We start from the raw sequence: 19,528 nt of genomic DNA, 5'->3' as shown, positions 1-19,528 counted from the left end.
GTCACGCGACGGGTAGCTCGTGCAGGGTGTGCAGCAGATCGCGGGTCTGGGAGTAGACCCGTTCATAGACCGCGCGCAGCTGCCGGTAGGCGGCCGCGGCGTCGGGGCGGGGCGCGACGACGGCGTCGGTGGTGCTCACCGCCGCGGCCGCGTCGGGCAGCGTGTCGTAGGCGCCGAGCGCGGTCAGCGCGATGGCGGCCGCGCCGAGCGCACTCACCTCGGCCGTTGCGCACACCTGGATCGGCCGGTCGAACACGTCGGCGAGGATCTGTGTCCACAGCCGGCTGCGGGCGCCGCCGCCCGTCGCGCGCAGCACTTCGACGCGTTCCCCGCGCGCGGCTTCGAGGCCGTCGAGTTGCAGCCGCAGTTCCAGCGCGATGCCCTCGAGCAGGGACCGGTAGAAGTGGGCACGGGTGTGACATCCCTGCCAGCCCAACGTCACTCCGGAAGCCCGCCCGTCCCAGTGCGGGGTCTGGGCACCGTTCCAGTAGGGCAGCGTCACGAGCCGCTCGCTGCCCACCGGCAACGCCGCCGCCTCGCGCTCGAGCTCCGGATCGGGCGCGCCGGCCAGACCGGGGTCGCCGAATTGCTGGCGGAACCACGTCGACAGATAGGTGCCCGACGAACTGAACGTCTCCACGGTCGACTGGCCCGGCATCGCCGAGATCATCGACCGGTACGCGCGTGCCGGAACGTAGGACATGGTCTCGCTGCCGATCACCACGGCGGTGCCGAGCACCAGATACGCGGCGCCGGGGTCGGTCACCGCCAATCCGATTCCGCCCGCCTGCCCGTCGCCGGTGCCCGCGATCACGACGACGTCGCGGCCCAGCCCCCACGCGTCGGCGATGTCGGCGCGCAACGGTCCGAGCGACGTTCCGCTGGGGACGAGGTCCGGCAGCTGGTCGCGGCGCAACCCGGCGAGTTCGAGCAACTCGTCGCTGTAGTCGCCGGTGGCCTGGTCGATCACGGCCAAGGGATCGACCGACGCGGTGCTCGACACCCACCGACCGGTCATCGTGTTCACGAGGTGGGAGTGCACGTCGGCGACGCGGTGACAGCGCGCCATGGTCTCGGGCTCGTGGTCGCGCAGCCACAGCAGCTTGTAGAGCCCCGGGGTGATGTCGGCAGGCTTGCCCGACAGCAGTTCCACGCGTTCGGTGCCGTAGGAGCGGGCCTCGGCCGCGGCGCGGCCGTCCATCCACAGGATCGCCGGCCGGATCGGCGTGCCATTGCGGTCGAGGCAGACGAAGCTCTCCCGCTGGTGGGTGACACAGACCGCGGCGACGGCACTGGGATCGGGAATTGCCTTGAGCGCGGCCGTGATCGCGTCACTGGTGGCCGTCCACCACTGGTTGCCGTCCTGCTCGAACCAGTGCGGGGCGGGGCTGTGGGTGGTCAGGGCCTGAGATCCGGTGCCGACGACCCGGCCGGCGGCGTCGACGATGATCGCCTTGGCCGCGGTGGTCGAGCAGTCGACCGCGATCACGAGCGGAGATGCGGGCGCCGTCACGATCGACTCACCGCCGCCAGTTCTGCTGTCTGCGAAGGTAATTCGGCGATGACGACGTTGGCGCCGCCGTCCTCGAGGCGCTGTCGCTCCTCCGGGTCGATGCCTGCGTCGACGACGACGGCGTCGAAGACCACCAGGTCGCAGATCCGGTGCATGGCGCGGCGCGCGACCTTGGTGTGGTCGATGAGCAGCACGCACAACTCGGCGCTCTCCATGAACGCCCGCTTGAGCTCGGCCGCAGCGCTGGAGGGATGGAAGCACATGCCCCGCGACACCGCGGGCACCGACATGAAGAGCACGTCGTAGTGCATGTCGCGCAGCGCGCGGGTGGCCTGTGGGCCGAGGAACGAGGAGTACTCGGGCACGAAGTCGCCGCCGATGGCGTTGAGCCGCACCCGCGGATCGGTCGACAGCTCGTTGATCGCGGGCAGGAAGTTGGTGACAACGGTCAACGGCAGCGCGGCCAGCAGCATCGGCACCACATGCAGCGCGGTGGTGCTGTCGTCGAGGGCCACGGCGGCCATGTCGACCCGGCCGGCTGCCCACGCGAAACCGGCGCGGGCCACCGCCTGTTTCTCGGCGAGGTTGAGCGCCCTGCGCAGATCGATGTTGCGTTCGAACGCCTCACTGGGCGGGGCCTCGGCGCCCGACCGAACCTTGCGCAGCATGCCCCTGTCGTGCAGATGGTCGAGATCGCGGTGGATGGTCATGGTGCTGACGCCGAACTGTTCGGCGAGCTCGTCGATGCGGGCGGCGCCCTTCGCCTTCACGAACTCGGCGATCTGGGTGCGCCGAGATGCGTTGCTCGAGGCGCGATGCGGCGGCGTGGTCACAACCGGTCTCCTCACTCGAGCTGCCAACATCACAACGAACATAACAAACGTAACAGTTTTTCTGTGATGTTGGCAACAGGCCGAGAGAAGCTCAGGTCGGGAGCTGGTAATCCATGGGTGGGCCGGCGGGCCCGGCTGCGGCCGGGTCCGCGATCGCAGTGGCCACCGGGACGCCGTCGTGGATGACGCCCACGACCACGATGTGCTGAGCCGGCGCGAAGGACGTCACCGCAAACGGGGTCGACGTGCCGGGCTGCGTGATCGCCGCGGTGTCCGGCGTGATCCGGAACGTGGTGACCTGGCCGTCGGCGGCGGTGGTGGTCAACGAGTTCGCCGACACGGCCGTCACCTGGCCGGCACGCTGGATGTCCTGGGCGGGCAGGCTCGCGGCCGCCGGCGGTGTCTGCACGGTCGCCGTGCGGAGGCCGTCGTCGTCCACCACGGCCAGCAACCATCCGGCGGTGGCGGCCCCTGCGATCATGGACGCCATGCCCCACCGCGGGCCGGCATGGTCCGGCCTGCGCGCGAGCCGGTGTCTGCCGGCGAGCTGGGTCGTGGTCATCGAAGCACCGGCTACCCGGCCGGGTGGCGCAGGAAACTCACCGACGCACCCGAATCGTCATCTCCAGGCGAAGACCGGCTGCTCCAGCCCGTCGACCGGATCCGGCCGCCCCTCCAGCCCCAGCCACCGCAACTGCAGCAGCACCGCCCCGGTCGGGGCGTGGATCAGGTCGTTGCCCAGCGGAATCTGCACGACGGGGCGGGGGCTCTCGGAGATCGTGATGAACCGCGGCGAATCGGCCCGCTGGAGTTGGTGCAGACCGACCCGGTACACCGCGACCACCTCGTCGGGGGCCGGACGCGGATCCAGCCGGCCACCGCCCCAGACCACCACCGGTGTGATGACGTAACCCGACCGCGTCGGATAGTCGTCGAGCAGCCCCAGCACCGCCGAGTCGTGCAGGGCCACTCCCACCTCCTCGTCGAGTTCACGCAGCGCCGCCTCGACGGCCGTCTCCCCCGGGTCGAGCCGCCCGCCCGGCAGCGCCCACTGGGCGGCATGGGACGAGAGTCGGGAAGCCCTGCGGCACAACAGAAATGCCGCACCACCGGAGACGTCGACCATGCGCCCGTCCAGATCCTCGGGCATCGGACGACCGGCGATCCATTCCTCCACGGGTGCAGGGTCCACCCGATCCTCACCGACCAGCGAGTCGACCAGCACCACCGCGACCGCCGCGCGGCGTTTCTCCGGATCCTCGACGGTGCGCCGGACATGGCCGCCCAGATGGGTCCGAATCCGGTCGCGCAGCGCCTCGTCGTAGGGAAGGGTCACCGTGCGAGACTATCGCCGGCCGCCGAGGGGGTTGAGCTGGTGCGCAGCGGGTATGTCGCCCCGCCATGACGTCCCTCGCCAAGCACCCGAGCACCCGGACCACCCGATGACCGTGGCCCTCGAGCGTCGGTTCCACGCTCTCGCAACGGCATTCGCGGCCAAGCTGGACCTGGTCCGGGGCTGCACGGCCTCTCGGTACGTCCGCGCCGACTGGGCCCAGCGCAATGCCGACCTGGAGCGGGATCTGTTGCCCGTCCCGCCGTGGGATTTCCTGCGCCACCCGGCCATTCGCTACCAGATGTTCGTCGACGAGCATTTACTCGGCGACGAGATGCCCTACGTCCTGGCCCACCTCGACGACGTCGGCCTGCTCGCCGAAGACCCGGTGGGGGCTCCGCCGACGGTGCCGGTACCCGGACACTCGATACAGACGTCGTCGAACACCGTGCATCAGATGTATCACCTGCTCCGCTATCAGGAGGCGACCGGAGAATCGCTGCGCGACGTCGGCACGGTGGTCGAGTGGGGCGGCGGATTCGGCAGTCTGACCCGTCTGCTGGTCCGCTTGCACGCCGGGGACGCGACCGTCGTGCTGATCGACACGCCGGTGTTCTCGGCGCTGCAATGGCTCTACCTGAGTGCGACGCTCGACGCGGACCGGGTGGTGCTGCACGCGCAAGGCCCGGTCCGGCCGATCGAGGGAGCGGTCAACATCGTCCCGATCGGACTGGCCGGGCATCTTCACGTGTCCGCGGATCTGTTCATCTCGAACTGGGCGCTGAACGAGAGCACCCCGGCCGCGCAGCGCGATGTCGTGGCGCGGAACTGGTTCGGTGCCCGCCGGCTCCTGCTCGCCATGCACACCGGCGACCCGTTCGCCCCGACCGTGCTGTCCTGCGGAGCGCGCAGCGAGTTGCTGGGCCCGTTCATGCCCGGGCAGCAGTACCTGATCCGCTGAGCGTCAAGCCTTTCCGAACACCAGGGACACATTGTGGCCCCCGAAGCCCAGCGTGTTCGACACCGCGTGCCGGTAGTCGCCGGAGCGGCCGGCGCCTGCCACGACGTCGAGGTCGATATCGGGGTCCGCGTTCTCGTAGTTCAGCGTCGGCGCCACCACGCCGTCGCGCAACGTCTGCACCGTGAGCACGGCGCCGACCGCGCCCGAGGCGCCCATCGAATGCCCGAGCGCACCCTTGGGCGCCGTCACGGCGGGGCGATGGCCGCCCAGCGCGATGTGGAGGGCGCGCGCTTCGGCGAGGTCACCGCCCCGGGTGCCCGCGGCGTGTGCGGTCACCACGTCGACGTCGCTCGCCCCCAACCCCGCCAGCTGCAGGGCACGGGACACCGCGGCAGCGGCCTCCTCGCCGGTGGGGTCGGGCTCGATCAGGTCGAAGGTGTCGGCGGTGGTGCCGACCCCCAGCAGCCGACCCAGGATCGTCGCGCCGCGCGCAGTGGCATGCTCCTCGGTCTCCAGCAGCAACAACGCGCCCGCCTCCCCGAACACCATGCCGTCGCGCTCGCGGTCGAACGGCCGGCAGGCCCTGGACGGGTCGTCGTTGTGGTGGGACATCAGGCCCTGGTTGTCGAACGCCACGATGGGCAGGGGCTCGATCCTCGATTCCACCCCACCGCAGATCGCGATGTCCGCTTCACCGAGGGTGATCAGGCGCCAGGCTTCGGCGATCGCCGACGCGCCGGAGGCGTCGCCACTGGTCGGCGCGATGACCCCGGCCTTGGCCTGCCGATCGAGGCCCACAGCAGCGGCCGGCGCGTTGGGCATGTGCATCTGCACCGCCAACGGAGAGATCGCACGCAAGCCGCGCGACTTGAACTCCTCGTAACCGGTCCACAGGTCCAGCGTGCTGCCGTAGGCGTGGCTGACCGACACCAGCAGTCGGCGGGTGTCCACCTCGGGGGTGCCCGCGGCCGCCCAGAGCCGCCGGTTGAGCAGCAACGCCATTTTCTGCATGTACGACAGCCGGCGGATCTCCACCCGGTTCAGCTGCGTGTCGAAATCCTCGCGAATACGCCCGCCGATCGTGACGGGCAACTCGAAGGCCTCACCGAGCTGGTCCTTGATCGACGTGATCCCGCTTGTGCCGTCGAGCAGCGCCTCCCACGTCTGCTCGGCATCAGCCGCCAGTGCCGTCGTCGCGGCGACCGCGGTCACCACGACTTCGGGTCGGCCACCGGGCCGCTCACCCCTGGTCATTGCGTCCGATCCCCCTTGCCCGTCGACACCTCATGAGAATTCTCTAACGAGCCGATGAGGTGCCGTCAAGGTGACCCCGTCGGCTCACCGTGAAACACCACCGGCGCAGACCCTGGAGAGGGTCCACGCCGGCGGAATCGAGGTGGGTCAGCTGATGCCGACGACCTCCTGAGCGATGGCGGCCAGCCGGGTCTGCGCGGCGGACACCACGCGCGGCCGATTCTTGTGCGCCTCCTCGTAGGCGACGATCACGCGGATGTCCGAGGCGTCGGTGAGGTCCTTCACCGCGGCGACGGCGTCGGTCTGGTTCAGCTCGTCGTAGTCGGCGATCGGCAGCTCCTGGCTGTCGAGGACGCCCGCGGCCCCGCGCGCCGCGTGGATCGCGTCGGCGGCGTCTTCGGCGCCCTGCTCACGGGTGATGCGCTCTGCGGCCTCCAACGCCGAGTTGCGGGCCCCGGCCAGGGCCTTCGCCGCGATCTCGCTGCTGCGTGCGCCGCGGTCGACGAGATCGTCGAAGGCCGGGCGGACGGACCGCACCGCCTCGGCGGCACGCTCGGCGCGCCGCACCGACCACGTGAACGGGAGGTTCAACAGCTTGACGGTCAACCCGGCCGCGGCCTGCACCGGCGTGCGGCGCAGCGCCGCCGGTCCACCGAGGGCATCCTCGGCCAGCACGGTGGTCAGCCAGTTCACCGTCGCCGAATGCGCGGTGATCAGGCGATCGGCGAGGACCTCGACGTCCTTGTGCTTGGCCGCGACGGCCAGTGCCTTGATGTAACGCGACCGGTCCAGCAGCTGGTCCTCCAGCGCGAGGTCGCCCAGCAGCGCCTCGTCGAACGGCGCGGCCTGCTCGGTGAGGGCCTTGACCGCGGCGGCGGCGCGGCCCAGGAACGGGCCGATCACGTCCGGGAACCCGCCGAGGTCGCGGATCGCCGTCTCGATGGCCTCCGCGCGGGCACGCCCGTTCTCGGCGTTCTGGGTGAGCTCGCGACGGACCGCGTCGGTGCGGGCCTGCGTGATGCGCGTCTCGGCGACCTGGATCTCGGTGTTGGTCAGGTCGAGGACGGTCCGCAGCTGAGCGATCAGCGTGGCGGTGGTGCTTTCGGTGGTAGCCGTGGTGGCCATAGGGTTCCTCACTCCTTCGGGAGTCGATGGTCTGTGGTCTTTCGTGTGGCACGTGAGTGCGCCTGGTCCTGGGCTACCCACCGGTGCGGTGACCGATAGCCATCCACGCGAAATGTGAAAAAGACTGCATCAGGTGTGATCAAGACCCCTCTGTGGGTACGGGGCCGACGCCGCCACGCCGGTTTGGCACGATGTCCGGCGGGTATGTCGCAGCTGTGATGCCCACGATGGTTCAACCCGTGCTGCCCGAACCCCGAGGACCGATCTCTTTGTCGGTGGTGGAGCTGCTGGCCGAGCGGGCACCGCTGCGCTACCTGACCCGGGTGGAGACGTCGCTTGCCGACGCCGATCCCGCCGGGCTCGATCTGCAGCTGGCCCTCTACCTCTGCTACGAGCTGCACTACCGCGGGTTCGCCGGTGTGGATGCCGGGTGGGAATGGAACCCCGGCCTGCTCTATCTCCGGGGACGCCTCGAGGACCTGTTCCTCGAGGACATCCGCCGCGCGGTGGGCGAGATCGATCCGGGCACCACCGCGCTGGCCGAGCTCGACGCGCTGTGCGTCGAACCGGTGAGCGGCAACGGTCCGTCCTACCACCTGCGGGACGAGGGAACCTGGGACCAGATGCGTGAGTACTTCGCGCACCGGTCGCTGTACCACCTCAAAGAAGGTGACCCGCACGCCTGGGCCATTCCCCGGCTGACCGGGCAGGCCAAGGCCTCGTTCGTCGCGGTCGAGTTCGACGAGTTCGGCGCGGGCAAGGGCGCGCGGCTCCATCAGCAGCTGTTCGCCGATCTGATGGCCGCGGCGGGGCTGGACCCCACGTACCTCGGCTACCTGTCGATCGTGCCGGCCGAGTCGTTGGCCGTGGTCAACCTGATGTCGATGTTCGGTCTGCACCGGCGCCTGCGCGGTGCCGCCGTCGGTCACTTCGCCGCGACCGAGGTGACGTCCCCGCCGGGATCCAAGCGGATGGTGCAGGCGTTGGAGCGGCTCGGTGCCCCCGAGGAGTGCGCGGCGTTCTACCGCGAACACGTCGAGGCGGATGCCGTGCACGAGCAGGTCGTGCGCACTGATGTCGTGGGTGACCTCGTCGCCCGGGAACCGGATCTGGACGTCGACGTCGTGTTCGGCATTCGCGCGTTCGACGTGGTCGAGGAACGGCTGGCCGATCACCTCATGACCAGCTGGCGCTCCGGCCGCAGCTCACTGCGCCGAGCTCTGGACTGATCCCTGGTCTGACCCGGAACCCGGCCGCTCGCGGCGCCGGTGGCTGGTGTCGCACAGCGGGTAGGTCTTCGACCGCCGGCAGGCGCAGATGGCGACCATGAACCGGTCTGACTCCACCACGCTGCCGTCCGGGAGTTCCACGCGCACAGGGCCTTCCACCATGACCGGGCCGCCGGGAACGACGCGGACGACACGCGGCGGCTGATCGGTCACGGGGCGTCCGCGCGGACCACGACGATGCGCTCCGTCCGGCAGCCCGGCGCCAGCAGACCGGCGCGGGTCAGCCACGCGGCGCGAGCGGTCATCACGGGTCCGAAGGGAATCAACTGCTGGGCAACGACTTCGGCGCGCATGCCCTGACTGCGCAGTGCGGTGAGCGTGCGTTGGACGTCCGAGCATTCCGAGTGCACGATCAGCATCGTGCCACCGTCGTCCAGCAGAAGCGGTGCGGCCGCGCACATCGGGTCCAGGACCAGGCGGCCGTCGGCGCCTGCGTTCCAGGCCTGGGACGGGCCCGCGTCGACCGGAATGGAGTCGGTGTCGTCGACGGGCGCCTGCGGCACGTAGGGGGGATTCGCCACCACCACGTCGAACGGTGCGAATTCGATTGCCCGCGCCCAAGATCCCCGGTGCACCGCGACGTTGACACCCGCGGCCGACGCGGTGCGGCGGGCATGTGCCACCGCGGTGGGGCAGATGTCGAATGCGGCGACCTCTGCCGCGCCCGCCTGGGCAGCCGCTACCGCGACCACTCCGCTGCCGGTACACAGGTCGGCCACCCGTGCTCCGGGGGCCAGTCCGGCGGCCACCAGCACCTCGATCAGCAGGTGCGAATCCTCCTGCGGGGGATAGACCTCCGCTGCGGCGGTGGCGTCGAAATCGGTGTATGCGGTGGTCACATGTGCTCCTCGGCAGACATCGCGGCGCCGGGTCGGCGCTGCTTCTCCTTCATGCCCTCTCCGTCGCCGGCCAAACCCCTGGGTTTGTGACCACACGCTGCGGGAATCCGGTGCCCGACCCGCACGACACCGACTCGAGAGGACCGCGATGACCATCTGCGCCACCTGTGGAAACGACTACGACAAGGCCTTCACGGTGACCTGGCCGGACGGCCGGTCGGCGACGTTCGACAGCGTCGAGTGCGCCACGATGCAACTCGCGCCGGAGTGCGGGCACTGCGGGTGCCGCATCCTCGGCCACGGCATCGAGACCGACGAGGGCATGTTCTGCTGTGCGCACTGCGCCCGCAAGGACACCAACGCCGACGTCAACGACCGCTACCCGGTGCCCGCCGGGGCGTGAACTACAGCCGGCCGACGGCGTACGTCGCTCCCTCGGTGACCATTCCGTTCACCGGGTACAGGGCGTGCGCCACGGTCGGGCCGCCGTCGGAGGCACCGGAACAGATCGTGTCGCCCTGCGCGCACAGCTGCAGCGTCTTGTCCGCGTAGGCCGGCCCGATGGTGATCGCCGGTGCGCCGTACCGGCCGAGGAATTCGCCCGACGGCGTGCCGAACAGCACGACCGCGGCGACGTGGTCGGCCACCTCGGGGGGCATCGGCCGCGGCGCGATGGCGGCCGGCACCGCGCTGGGCACCACGTCGGAGGTGGTGAAGCCCGACACCACGGCGCCCTGCGAGTAGCCGCCGAGCACCATGCGGGTGTTCGGGCAGTTGGCGGCCATGGCCTGGACATGATCGGCCTCGTCGCGGACACCGTCGATGACCGTGCGGGCGATGTCTTCACGTTGCTCGAAGTTGTTGGCGGCGGCGTAGTTCACCGCGTAGACGCCGACGGAGCGGGGTGCGGCCTGCGCACGCACCGCGTCGACGAACGCCTGCCCGACACCGCCCACACCTGCCTGCTCGCTGGTGCCGCGGGCGAACACCACCTCGACGTCCGGACATCCCTGGGCGTTCGCCGTCGGAGCGACGGCACCGCCGACCACGGCGGCTCCGGCTCCTGCGATCAACGCTGCGGCGGCGCGCGTCCACTGCCCACGTGTCATGTTGACTTCCTCTCTCGACCGGGCGTGCGGTCCGCGACGCCAGTCGAGCAGTACCCCGCGGTTTGCTGGCCAAACGAAGCGTCACCGCGGGGCCGACGGGCTCACTGCGACTGCCCGAGCTCCTTGAGGAACTGGTGGCACCTTTGTGCGCGCTCGGCGTCCTGCTTCATCACGTCGGAGAAGAATGCCGCGATGTCGTCGCGGCCGGCGTTCTCGGCGTCACGGACGTACTGGCCGTAGTCGTGCCCCGCCTTCAGTGAGTGGTACTGCACGGACACCAGGTCGAAGCTGACGTCGTCGAAACCGGTCTGTCCTGCGGGCATGATGCCTCCTCGATCGTCGGATGTCGGCGGCCCCTACCCGCGAGCCGGACGTCGAAACACCGTCGGCGAGACGTCGGATACGGTCGAGGAATGTCTGACGCACCATCGAGTCCCCCTTCTGCCGATCCCATCGACGACGTCGCGCCCGGGGACGTCATCGTGGTCGACCGCGGCGACGGTGAGCGGCCGTACAAGGTGGTGCACAAGGCGTCCAGCGACAGCGGATTCCTGGTGACGTTCGAGAACGACGACGCCGAGACGTTCCAGCTCGACCTGGCGGCGGGCACCCGCGTCACCCGGTCGCTGGAGTCCAAATGGGAGTCCGCCCAGAGCCCCACGCCGCACTCGGACGGCACCTCCTCACCCTGACCCGGCACGCGGTTTGATCGCCGGCCAGCGGGTAACCGCCCGCGCAGCGACGAAAGGATCTGATACGCCATGCCGAATCAACTTCAGGGCCGCAGAATCGCCTTCCTGGCCGCCGACGGCGTCGAGAAGGTCGAACTCGAGCAGCCGCGCGCCGCGGTCACCGATGCCGGCGGCCGGGTCGAGTTGCTCTCGCTGAAACCGGGGGAGATCGACGCGCGCAACCACGATCTGGAACCGGCGGGCACGTTCGCCGTCGACCGGGTGGTGGGCGACGCCAGCGTCGACGAATTCGATGCGCTCGTGGTGCCGGGTGGCACCGTCAACGGCGACAAGCTGCGTCTCGACGAGGCGGCCGTGGCCTTCGTCGGTGACTTCGTCCGCTCCGGCAAGCCGGTCGCCGCGATCTGCCACGGGCCGTGGGCGCTGCTCGAGGCGGGCGTCGTCAAGGACCGGACGCTGACGTCGTACCCGAGTCTGCGCACCGACCTGCGCAACGCGGGCGCGACCGTCGTCGACCAGGAGGTCTGCATCGACGGCAACCTCATCACCAGCCGCTCCCCCGACGACCTCCCCGCGTTCTGTCAGGCGATCACCGACCAGTTCGCTGCGACGCCCGCGCACACCTGAGCGCAGGCGAAGCCGCGACGTTCGTTCACTTTCGCTGTGTATAACGAGGCGTTATCGGGGATCGTCCGGCACATGAACGCCGGGTAGCCACCATCGAGGAGGATGGCCATGAGTGCTCTGACCGACACCGTGTCTCTGGCCAGGCGGACAGTGCTGAAGGCGGCCGACACCACCACCGCCGCGGCGGGCGCCGTCGGCGGCGCCGCGATCAACGGAGTCGCCGGTGCGGTCAAGGGCGCCGCATCCGGCGTGCGCAGCGGGCTCGGCAGCGGCAGCCAGTCCACGACCGCAGCCGCCCTCACGCTCGGTGCGATCGGCGCCGCGGGCCTGGTCGAATGGCCCGTGCTGCTCACCGTGGGCGGTGCTGCGCTGGTCGTGCATCAGCTCGGCCGGCGCGCCGCCGACGGCGATCAGGCGCTGCCCGCGCCCGCCACCGCTCCGGCGACTCGCTCCGCACCGCGCAAGGCTGCCAAGGCCGCCCGCAAGAAGCCCGCACCGCGGCGCACCAGCTCTCGGTGATCTCGCGTCTCGGTCGCCTGGCCGCCGGGGCCGCGTCGGCACCGGCCGGGATGCTCACTGCAGCCAGGGAGATGCTGGGTGGCCGGCCGAGCCGCCGCTGTTGGCGCCGAGACAACCGGTCGTGGATCGAGGTCCGCGGGCTCACCGCCGACACCGACCAGACGCTGGGGACGGCGCTGATCGCGGCGGTGCGCGCCGAACCGGGAGTCCGATCGGTGCAACTCAACTACCCGCTCTCCCGCGTGGTGGTGGCCGTCGACCCGAACGGGCCGTCGCTGTCTGCGCTGTGTGCGGTCGTCACCGACGTGGAAGACCGCGTGGGAGCCGCCGGGCACCAGGTGATCGAACTGCCCGGCGACGGGGTGGAGTTGGGCGGGCGGCTGCTCGCCACCGCCGCCACAGGTGCCGGCATGTGCGTGGCCGGTGTCGGCCGAATCCTATTGTGGCCCAAGCTTCCCACTGGCGTGACCGCGGTGGTGACCGCGGTGGACTACCAGCCGCTGCTGCGCGACGCCGTCGCGCGCCGGCTCGGGGAGAACGCCACCGACACCGCCGTCGCGCTCGCGTCCGCCGCGGTGTACACCCTGACCCAGGCGCCGGCCTCGCTGGCCGTCGAGGTTGCCCGCCACCTGGCCCAGGTCGGCGAGCTCACCGCGGCGGCGCAGGCTTGGCAGCGGCACGAGCCCACGCTGGCCGAACGTGCCGAACAACGCGTCGTCGCCACTGCCCCCACGCGGCCGTGCCCGATGCCTCCCGGGCCCGTCGAGCGGCACGCGCAGCGCAGCGGCACCGCCCAGGGCATCGCCGCGCCGGCGGTCGGTCTGCTGACCGGCAACCTCAACACCGCCGCCACCTCCGCGCTCGTGATGGCACCCAAGGCGGCCCGTAACGCCCGCGAGGCCTTCGCCGCCACGCTGGGCCGCGGCCTGGCCCACCGGCACGACGCGCTCGCCCTCCGCCCCAGGGCGCTGCGCCGGCTCGACCGCATCGACGCGGTCGTCATCGACCCGCGGGTGCTGCTCACCGACGAACTCAAGGTCAGCCGGTTGCGCACCGACTCCGTCCGCCACCACGACGAGATGTGGCAGTGGGCGCAGGCACAGCTGCTCGCGGGCGCGATCGGCGCCGGCTGGCACCGGGTTCCCCCACTGGGCAACGGGAACGGCAACGGGCACTCCGACACCGAGGTGTACGTCGGCCATGCCCACCACCCGTTGGCCGCCGCCGTCATCGGGGAGATCCGCCGCGGCGACATCGAGGTGGTCTCCCTGGCCGGCGACGAATTAGGCGATCTGCGGCCGTCTTTCGACGAGCTGCTGCCCGCAGACGGCGCGGTCGATTCCGCGCTACGCGACGCGGTGGTGAAGCTGCAGACCGACGGCCGCACGGTGGCGGTGCTCTCCAGCACTGCCGAAGAGGCGCTGCTCGCCGCTGATCTGGCGATCGGTCTGACACCTCACGCCGGTGCACCGCCTTGGCATGCCGACATGATCGTCGGCGATCTCGCCGCGGCCTGGCGCATCGTGCACGCGCTACCGGCCGCGCGGCACGCCAGCCGTCGTGGCGTCGAATTAGCCACCAGTGCAACGCTTCTCGGCGCCCTGCTGATGATCCCGGGGGGGCGCGGGCTCGGACCCGGCCCGGTGACCGCCGGGGCGGCCGCCGGTCTGCTCACCGGGCTGTGGCTGGCACGCGCCGCGCTGCGCGATCCGGTGCCCACCGCCGCGCCCGTCCGTGAGTGGCATGCGATGACGGCCGATCAGGTCCGCGAACTGCTCCCCCGGCCCGAACGCGCTGCCGTGCAACGCCGCTCGCTGCTGGCCGCCACCGCGGGCACGTCGGCGGCAGTCGTCGGCGGGGTGGCCGCCCCGCCGATCCGGCTGCTGGCCGAATTCGCCACCGCGGTGCGCGACGAACTGTCCGACCCGCTGACCCCGGTGCTCGCGGTCGGCTCGGCGGCCAGCGCGCTGCTGGGCTCCCCCATCGACGCGATCCTGGTGGGCTCCGTCCTGACGGGCAACGCGGTACTCGCCGCGTCCCAGCAGGTGCGCGCGGAACGGCTGCTGCGGCGGTTGCTCGCCCGCGAGGTGCCGCCCGCACGGCGGGTCGCCGGAGACGGCTACGACAGCGTCGACGCCGCCGCGCTGCTGCCCGGCGACCTGATCGAGGTGCGTTCCGGCGAGGTCATCCCCGCCGACTGCCGGCTGATCTCCTGCGCCGATCTCGAGGTGGACGAATCCGCGCTGACCGGCGAATCCCTGCCCACCGCGAAGCAGGTGGCGATGACGCCGGGCGCCACCGTCGCCGAGCGGCGCTGCATGCTCTACGCGACGACGACCGTCGTCGCGGGCACCGGTGTCGCCGTGGTGACGACCGTCGGCGCGCAGACGCAGGCCCGGCGCGCCGCCGAGGTGGCGCCGGCCACCGGCCCGGCTGTCGGTCTGCAGACCCAGCTCCGCGAACTGACCAACCGGACCCTGCCCGTCAGCCTGGCCGGGGGTGCGCTGGTGAGCGGTCTGAGCCTGCTGCGGCTGGTGCCGTTGCGCCAGGCCGTCGCCAGCGGCGTGGCCGTCGCCGTCGCCGCCGTCCCCGAAGGCCTGCCGCTGGTGGCGACGTTGGCCCAGCAGGCCTCGGCCCGCCGGCTGTCCAGCGCGGGCGCCCTCGTCCGTCTGCCGAAGTCGATCGAGGCGCTCGGCCGGGTCGACGTGGTGTGCTTCGACAAGACCGGCACGCTCAGCGAGAACCGGCTGCGGGTGTCGGCGGTGCACAGCGCCGACGGGTTCACCGACGACGAGGTCGTCGGCATCGCCGCGCGGGCGACCCCGCCCAAGAACGGCACCCGCCACGAACACGCGACCGACGCGGCCGTCGTCGCCGCCTCCCCCGGCGCCGTCGCCGAGGCCGACGCGCACCTGCCGTTCCGGTCGGGGCGGCCGTTCTCCGCGTCCCTGTACGGCGCCGACCTCGTCGTCAAGGGCGCGCCCGAGGTGCTCCTCGCCGCCGCGGGACCACGCGACACCGCGACGCACGCGGCGGTCGGCCGGATGGCCGAGTCGGGTCTGCGGGTGATCGCGGTGGCGCGGCGCAGGCTGACGGCCGGTCAGGTCGCGGCGGCGCACGACGGCGACGACGCGCTGGCCGGGCTCTGCACCGAGAAGCTCGACGTCGCAGGGCTGCTCGGCATCTCCGACACCCCGCGCGAGGCCTCGGCGGGCGTGCTGGCGGCGCTGCGCGCGCAGGGCATCGGGGTCCGGCTGGTCACCGGCGACCATCCGGTCACCGCGGCGGCGATCGCCGCGGAACTCGGTGTGCCGATCACCGGCGAGCAGGTGATCAGCGGCGCCGACTGGGAGACGCTGTCCCGCCGGGCCCAGGACCGCGCGGTCCGCGACAAGGTGGTGTTCGCGCGGATGACGCCGGAGCACAAGGTCCAGGTGGTGCAGACCCTGGAACGCACGGGCCTGGTGTGCGCGATGGTCGGCGACGGCGCGAACGACGCCGCAGCGATCCGATCGGCCACGGTCGGCATCGGGGTGGCCGCCGCGGGGAGCGATCCCGCGCGAACCGCGGCCGACATGATGCTGCTCGACGGGCAGATCGGCGCCCTGCTCGACGCCATCGACGAGGGCCGGCAGCTGTGGCGGCGCGTGCAGGCCGCGGTCGCGGTGCTGTTGGGCGGCAACGCCGGTGAGGTGGCCTTCGCGATCGTCGGATCCGCGTTGACGGGACGCTCGCCGCTGAACACCCGCCAATTGCTGCTGGTCAACATGATGACCGACGCCCTGCCCGCCGCGGCGCTGGCCGTGAGCCCGGCCACCGGCGGAGCGGGCAGCACCGGACGCGGCCCCGACCAGGCCGCACTGTGGCGCACCGTCGCCATTCGCGGCACCACCACCGCCGCCGCCGCGACGACGGCCTGGCTGATGGCGGGGTTCACGCTGCAACCGCGGCGCGCCTCCACGGTCGCGCTGGTCTCGCTGGTGTCCACCCAGCTGGGGCAGACCCTGATCGACTCGCACAGCCCGCTCGTGGTCGCCACGGCCGCCGGGTCGCTGGTGACGCTCGGTGCGTTGATCAGCACCCCAGGGGTGAGCCAGATGCTGGGCTGCACGCCGCTCGGGCCGCTCGGCTGGGCGCAGGCGCTGGGCACAGCGGGCGTGGCGACGACGGCGGCGGCCGTCGCCCCGCGCGCGCTGGCCTGGGCTCAGTCGTCGATGACGAGGACGCCGAGCCGCCAGAGCGCGGCGTACATTTCCCGCAGCGGGATCGCGATGACGTGGGACACGACGGAGACGGGGTCCGAGGAGGCACCGGAGGTGGACACGCCTTCCACGGTCCGGATGTCCGGCGTCGGGACGGCGAACTCGCCATGACCGAAAGGCAACGAATGTCCGAATCCTCGCGGCGCACGGCCACCCATCGCGAAGCCGTGCGCCGGGTGCGCGACGCCGAGTCGTTCGCCGTCGACCTTCCGGTGCTGGGGCGGGTGCGGTTGCCGCGGCCGGAACAGCTGGCGTTCTACGGCGCGCTCGGCGTGCTCGCCGCGGTCGAGATCATCGAATGGCCCGTCGCGCTGGTACTGGCCGCCGGACATGTCCTGATTCACGACGAACACAGCCGCGTCGCCCGGGAGATCGGCGAGGCACTGGAAGAGGCCTGATCAGGTTTGGGCCGATCTCCTGCGGTTAACCGGCCTCAATGACCGCCGTCACCGTCCCCTGCAGCGAGAGCTGGAATCGCGAGCAGCGTGCGGAGAGCCCGACCCAGCGGCTCGACCGCAACTGGTTGTGCCTGCTGCAGGAACTGCGCGTGGTGCTCACCGGCGTGCAACTGCTGACCGGCTTCCTGCTCACCCTGCCCTTCCAGCAGCGCTTCTCTTCGCTGGACGGGAACATGCGTGGGCTCTACCTCGCCACGGTGGCGTGCTCGATCGCGGCCACGGCGCTGCTGACCGCGCCGGTTGCCCTGCACCGCTTGGTGTTTCGCCGGCACATGCTGTCGTGGCTGGTGACGGCCTCACACCGGCTCACCGTGCTGGGGCTGCTGCTGCTCGGCGCGGCCGTCTCCGGGGTCGCCACGATGATCTTCGAGGTGCTCGCCGGGCTCGCGGCCGGCGTCACCGCCGGTGCCGGGATTCTCACCACCTGGGTCCTGCTGTGGCTCGCACTGCCGCTGCTGGCCCGCCGGGGAACCCGCGCCGACGTGCTCTGATCTCCTGCGACCGGCAGGGCCACCGGACGGTCCGGGCCTCCACCACAGGCCAGTCATGCGTAATCTCGCAGGCGTGCTTCGCGAGCTCGTGGTCCTCGGCACCGCCAGTCAGGTGCCGACCCGGCGGCGCAATCACAACGGGTACCTGTTGTGGTGGGACGACGAGGGCATCCTGTTCGACCCGGGTGAGGGCACCCAGCGCCAGATGCTCTACGCCGGGGTATCCGTGAGCGGCCTGACCCGCCTGTGTCTCAGCCACTTTCACGGCGACCACTGCCTCGGCGTGCCCGGCGTCATCGCGCGGCTGTCCCTCGACGGCGTCCACCAGCCGGTCGAGGCGTACTTCCCGGCGTCGGGCCGGGAGTTCTTCGGGCGGTTACGGCACGCCAGCGTGTTCCGCGACATCACCGACGTCCGCGAGAACCCGGTCAGCGGTGACGGCCGGATCGCGGCCGGGCCGTTCGTCGAGTTGCACGCCCGCCGCCTCGAGCACTCGGTGGAGGCGTTCGGCTACCGACTGGTGGAACCGGACGGCCGCCGCTTCGATCCGGCGGCGTTGAAGCGCTTCGGAATCGGCGGCCCCGCCGTCGGCGATCTGCAGCGCGACGGCGTCCTCGACGTGGCGGGGCGGACCGTCCGGCTCGACGACGTCACGGTGCCGCGGCCCGGGCAACGGTTCGCGTTCGTCATGGACACCGGGCTCTGCGACGCCGTCTACGCGCTCGCCGACGGCGCCGACCTCTTGGTGATCGAGGCGACCTTCCTCGACGAGGACGCGCAGCTGGCCGCCGACTACGGGCATCTGACGGCACGGCAGGCCGCCACCGTCGCCGCCCAGTGCGGGGTCCGCCGGCTGGTGTTGACCCACTTCTCGCAGCGTTACCCCGACACCGAGCGCCACCGCGCGGAGGCGGCCGAGGCGTACTCCGGTGATCTCGTCATCGCCGAGGACCTGATGCGGATTCCGGTGCCCAAGCGCGACGAGTTGTGACCGGGGTCTGACGTCACGCGTAGTGAGGTCGTGCGCGCGTAGGCGGGCAAGCATGCATGAACTGACGAAACGCTTCGTGGCCGCCCTGGGTGAACTGCACGACAGTCGCGATGTCGAGCCACTGGTCGAGCTGTTCGCCGATGACGCGACGCTCGACAAGGCCGGTATCCCGCACGGTCAGCACGGCAAGGACGGCGCGCGCACCTTCTGGCAGCAGTACCGCGACGTGTTCGACGACCTGGAATCGTCGTTCTCCCACACCGTCACCGACGACGGCATCGCGTTCCTGGAGTGGAGCTCCGAGGGCACCCTGCGCGACGGCACGGCGTTCCGCTACGACGGGGTGAGCGTCCTGCAGGGCGACGACGAGGCCATCACCGCGTTCCGCACCTACTACGACACCGCGGCGTTCCTGTCGGCCGAGAAGCGCGGCGGATGACCCTAAGGTGGCGCCATGAGCCTGGTCACCTATGAACTGGACGATCATGTCGCCACCATCACCCTGAATCGCCCCGAGGCCGGCAACGCCATCAACGGTGCGCTGCGCCGTGAGCTCAACGCGGCGTGGGACCGGTTCCGTGACGACGAGGACGCGTGGGTCGGCATCCTCGCCGCCACCGGCCGCGTCTTCTGCGCCGGCGCGGACCTCAAGGACGGCGACGGCGCGGTCGGAACCTTCGGCGGAACGTTCTGGGAGAAGCCGACCATCAACTCCTTCGAGAGCGGGATGGAGCTGTTCAAACCGACGATCGCGGCTGTGCAGGGTCCGTGTATCGGCTACGGCCTTACCGGAATCCTGTTCTGCGACTTCGTGATTGCGAGCACCGAGGCGTCGTTCGCCTTCCCGGAGGTCTCGATCGGTGTGCCCACGATCGTCGGCGCGATCCGGTTGCCGCAGCGGATCCGGTGGGCCGACGCGATGGAACTGCTGCTGACCGGCCGGCCGATGACGGCCGAGCGCGCCAAGGAGGTGGGCCTGGTGTGGAAGCTGGTCGAACCCGCCGACCTGGCGGGCGCGGCCCGGGAGTGGGCGCAGACGCTGACCCGCGCCGCACCCCTGGCCCAGCGGGCCACCAAGGAGGTCGCGTGGCGTACCGCCGACATGGGCTGGATCGAGTCGGTTCGCTTCGGCGAGGTGATGCGCAAGGTCGCCGGGGCGACGGAAGACGTGGCCGAGGGCATCGCGGCATGGCGGGAGAAGCGCCGACCGCAGTGGAAAGCACGCTGACTCG

General features: G+C 71.2%; 21 protein-coding genes and 2 pseudogenes. 12 read left to right on the top strand and 11 right to left on the bottom strand.

Features of this window, described 5'->3' with window-relative positions; translation table 11 throughout:
- Position 1: 1 nt before the first annotated feature.
- The 4 genes from G6N45_RS05360 to G6N45_RS05345 all read right to left on the bottom strand — a co-directional run bounded on the left by G6N45_RS05360 (position 2) and on the right by G6N45_RS05345 (position 3,682).
- Entirely contained in the window at positions 2-1,513 is a 1,512-nt protein-coding gene (locus G6N45_RS05360) for a xylulokinase (protein WP_163720721.1), read from the bottom strand.
- On the bottom strand, positions 1,510-2,346 hold the full coding sequence (locus tag G6N45_RS05355; RefSeq protein WP_163720720.1) for a DeoR/GlpR family DNA-binding transcription regulator: 837 nt from the start codon (positions 2,344-2,346) through the stop codon (positions 1,510-1,512). The genes G6N45_RS05360 and G6N45_RS05355 overlap by 4 nt, the downstream gene beginning before the upstream one ends.
- Positions 2,347-2,437: 91 nt before the next feature.
- Entirely contained in the window at positions 2,438-2,908 is a 471-nt protein-coding gene (locus tag G6N45_RS05350; RefSeq protein ID WP_163720719.1) for a hypothetical protein, read from the bottom strand.
- A 57-nt stretch (positions 2,909-2,965) separates the two neighbouring features.
- Entirely contained in the window at positions 2,966-3,682 is a 717-nt protein-coding gene (locus tag G6N45_RS05345; protein ID WP_163720718.1) for an NUDIX hydrolase, read from the bottom strand.
- Between the two features lie 106 nt (positions 3,683-3,788).
- Here G6N45_RS05345 and G6N45_RS05340 point away from each other — a divergent pair, with 106 nt between their 5' ends.
- The gene (locus tag G6N45_RS05340) at positions 3,789-4,640 is read left to right on the top strand and encodes a class I SAM-dependent methyltransferase (protein ID WP_163720717.1); all 852 of its coding nucleotides are present in this window, start codon (positions 3,789-3,791) and stop codon (positions 4,638-4,640) included.
- Positions 4,641-4,643: 3 nt separating this feature from the next.
- Here G6N45_RS05340 and G6N45_RS05335 read toward each other — a convergent pair whose 3' ends face one another.
- Together G6N45_RS05335 and G6N45_RS05330 are read right to left on the bottom strand one after the other, a co-directional pair.
- Positions 4,644-5,894, bottom strand: a complete 1,251-nt coding sequence (locus G6N45_RS05335; protein WP_163720716.1) for a KasA/KasB family beta-ketoacyl-ACP synthase — start codon at positions 5,892-5,894, stop codon at positions 4,644-4,646.
- A gap of 147 nt (positions 5,895-6,041) precedes the next feature.
- Positions 6,042-7,019: a ferritin-like domain-containing protein gene (locus tag G6N45_RS05330; protein WP_163720715.1), complete on the bottom strand. Its 978-nt coding sequence runs from the start codon at positions 7,017-7,019 to the stop codon at positions 6,042-6,044.
- A gap of 218 nt (positions 7,020-7,237) precedes the next feature.
- Here G6N45_RS05330 and G6N45_RS05325 point away from each other — a divergent pair, with 218 nt between their 5' ends.
- Positions 7,238-8,248 carry an iron-containing redox enzyme family protein gene (locus G6N45_RS05325; RefSeq protein WP_163720714.1) on the top strand — a complete coding sequence of 337 codons (1,011 nt, stop codon included), beginning with the start codon at positions 7,238-7,240 and terminating at the stop codon, positions 8,246-8,248.
- Here the strand turns inward: G6N45_RS05325 and G6N45_RS05320 are convergent.
- Positions 8,225-8,461 (bottom strand): CDGSH iron-sulfur domain-containing protein, encoded by a 237-nt coding sequence (locus tag G6N45_RS05320; RefSeq protein WP_163720713.1) that lies wholly within the window; start codon positions 8,459-8,461, stop codon positions 8,225-8,227. The genes G6N45_RS05325 and G6N45_RS05320 overlap by 24 nt on opposite strands.
- Positions 8,458-9,147 (bottom strand): HemK2/MTQ2 family protein methyltransferase, encoded by a 690-nt coding sequence (locus G6N45_RS05315; RefSeq protein ID WP_163720712.1) that lies wholly within the window; start codon positions 9,145-9,147, stop codon positions 8,458-8,460. The genes G6N45_RS05320 and G6N45_RS05315 overlap by 4 nt, the downstream gene beginning before the upstream one ends.
- A 148-nt stretch (positions 9,148-9,295) precedes the next feature.
- Here G6N45_RS05315 and G6N45_RS05310 point away from each other — a divergent pair, with 148 nt between their 5' ends.
- Positions 9,296-9,550 carry a metallothionein gene (locus tag G6N45_RS05310; RefSeq protein WP_057149741.1) on the top strand — a complete coding sequence of 85 codons (255 nt, stop codon included), beginning with the start codon at positions 9,296-9,298 and terminating at the stop codon, positions 9,548-9,550.
- Between the two features lies 1 nt (position 9,551).
- Here the strand turns inward: G6N45_RS05310 and G6N45_RS05305 are convergent, their stop codons facing one another.
- Positions 9,552-10,256: a cutinase family protein gene (locus G6N45_RS05305; protein WP_163720711.1), complete on the bottom strand. Its 705-nt coding sequence runs from the start codon at positions 10,254-10,256 to the stop codon at positions 9,552-9,554.
- Positions 10,257-10,357: 101 nt separating this feature from the next.
- Positions 10,358-10,579: an acyl carrier protein gene (locus G6N45_RS05300; protein WP_163720710.1), complete on the bottom strand. Its 222-nt coding sequence runs from the start codon at positions 10,577-10,579 to the stop codon at positions 10,358-10,360.
- 90 nt (positions 10,580-10,669) lie between these two features.
- On the opposite strand from G6N45_RS05300, the gene G6N45_RS05295 reads away from it, so the two are divergent.
- The 4 genes and pseudogenes from G6N45_RS05295 to G6N45_RS05280 all read left to right on the top strand — a co-directional run.
- Positions 10,670-10,948, top strand: a complete 279-nt coding sequence (locus G6N45_RS05295) for a hypothetical protein (RefSeq protein WP_057149743.1) — start codon at positions 10,670-10,672, stop codon at positions 10,946-10,948.
- A 69-nt stretch (positions 10,949-11,017) separates the two neighbouring features.
- Entirely contained in the window at positions 11,018-11,575 is a 558-nt protein-coding gene (locus G6N45_RS05290) for a type 1 glutamine amidotransferase domain-containing protein (protein WP_163720709.1), read from the top strand.
- A 108-nt stretch (positions 11,576-11,683) separates the two neighbouring features.
- Complete coding sequence (locus G6N45_RS05285) at positions 11,684-12,094, top strand: hypothetical protein (protein ID WP_163720708.1); 411 nt, start codon at positions 11,684-11,686, stop codon at positions 12,092-12,094.
- Between the two features lie 50 nt (positions 12,095-12,144).
- A pseudogene (locus G6N45_RS05280) lies at positions 12,145-16,461 on the top strand (HAD-IC family P-type ATPase); the annotation flags it as partial.
- On the opposite strand, the pseudogene G6N45_RS28370 reads toward G6N45_RS05280, so the two are convergent.
- Positions 16,344-16,604, bottom strand: a pseudogene (locus G6N45_RS28370) (hypothetical protein); the annotation flags it as partial. The pseudogenes G6N45_RS05280 and G6N45_RS28370 sit on opposite strands and share 118 nt — an antisense overlap.
- Between G6N45_RS28370 and G6N45_RS05275 the strand changes: the two are divergent.
- The 5 genes from G6N45_RS05275 (at position 16,524) to G6N45_RS05255 (ending at position 19,524) form a co-directional block, all read left to right on the top strand.
- Positions 16,524-16,754 carry a hypothetical protein gene (locus G6N45_RS05275; RefSeq protein WP_456093956.1) on the top strand — a complete coding sequence of 77 codons (231 nt, stop codon included), beginning with the start codon at positions 16,524-16,526 and terminating at the stop codon, positions 16,752-16,754. The pseudogene G6N45_RS28370 and the gene G6N45_RS05275 overlap by 81 nt on opposite strands.
- A gap of 38 nt (positions 16,755-16,792) precedes the next feature.
- Positions 16,793-17,305, top strand: a complete 513-nt coding sequence (locus tag G6N45_RS05270; RefSeq protein ID WP_163720707.1) for a DUF6328 family protein — start codon at positions 16,793-16,795, stop codon at positions 17,303-17,305.
- A gap of 73 nt (positions 17,306-17,378) precedes the next feature.
- Entirely contained in the window at positions 17,379-18,296 is a 918-nt protein-coding gene (locus tag G6N45_RS05265) for a ribonuclease Z (RefSeq protein WP_407664289.1), read from the top strand.
- Positions 18,297-18,348: 52 nt separating this feature from the next.
- A complete protein-coding gene (locus G6N45_RS05260; RefSeq protein ID WP_163720705.1) occupies positions 18,349-18,735 on the top strand; it encodes a nuclear transport factor 2 family protein in 387 nt (128 codons plus the stop codon).
- Between the two features lie 15 nt (positions 18,736-18,750).
- The gene (locus tag G6N45_RS05255; RefSeq protein ID WP_163720704.1) at positions 18,751-19,524 is read left to right on the top strand and encodes an enoyl-CoA hydratase/isomerase family protein; all 774 of its coding nucleotides are present in this window, start codon (positions 18,751-18,753) and stop codon (positions 19,522-19,524) included.
- Positions 19,525-19,528 lie beyond the last annotated feature (4 nt).

Source organism: Mycolicibacterium psychrotolerans (assembly GCF_010729305.1).
Classification (GTDB): domain Bacteria; phylum Actinomycetota; class Actinomycetes; order Mycobacteriales; family Mycobacteriaceae; genus Mycobacterium; species Mycobacterium psychrotolerans.
Note: the sequence above shows the minus strand (reverse complement) of the source record. Positions and strands in the feature narration are given on the sequence as shown.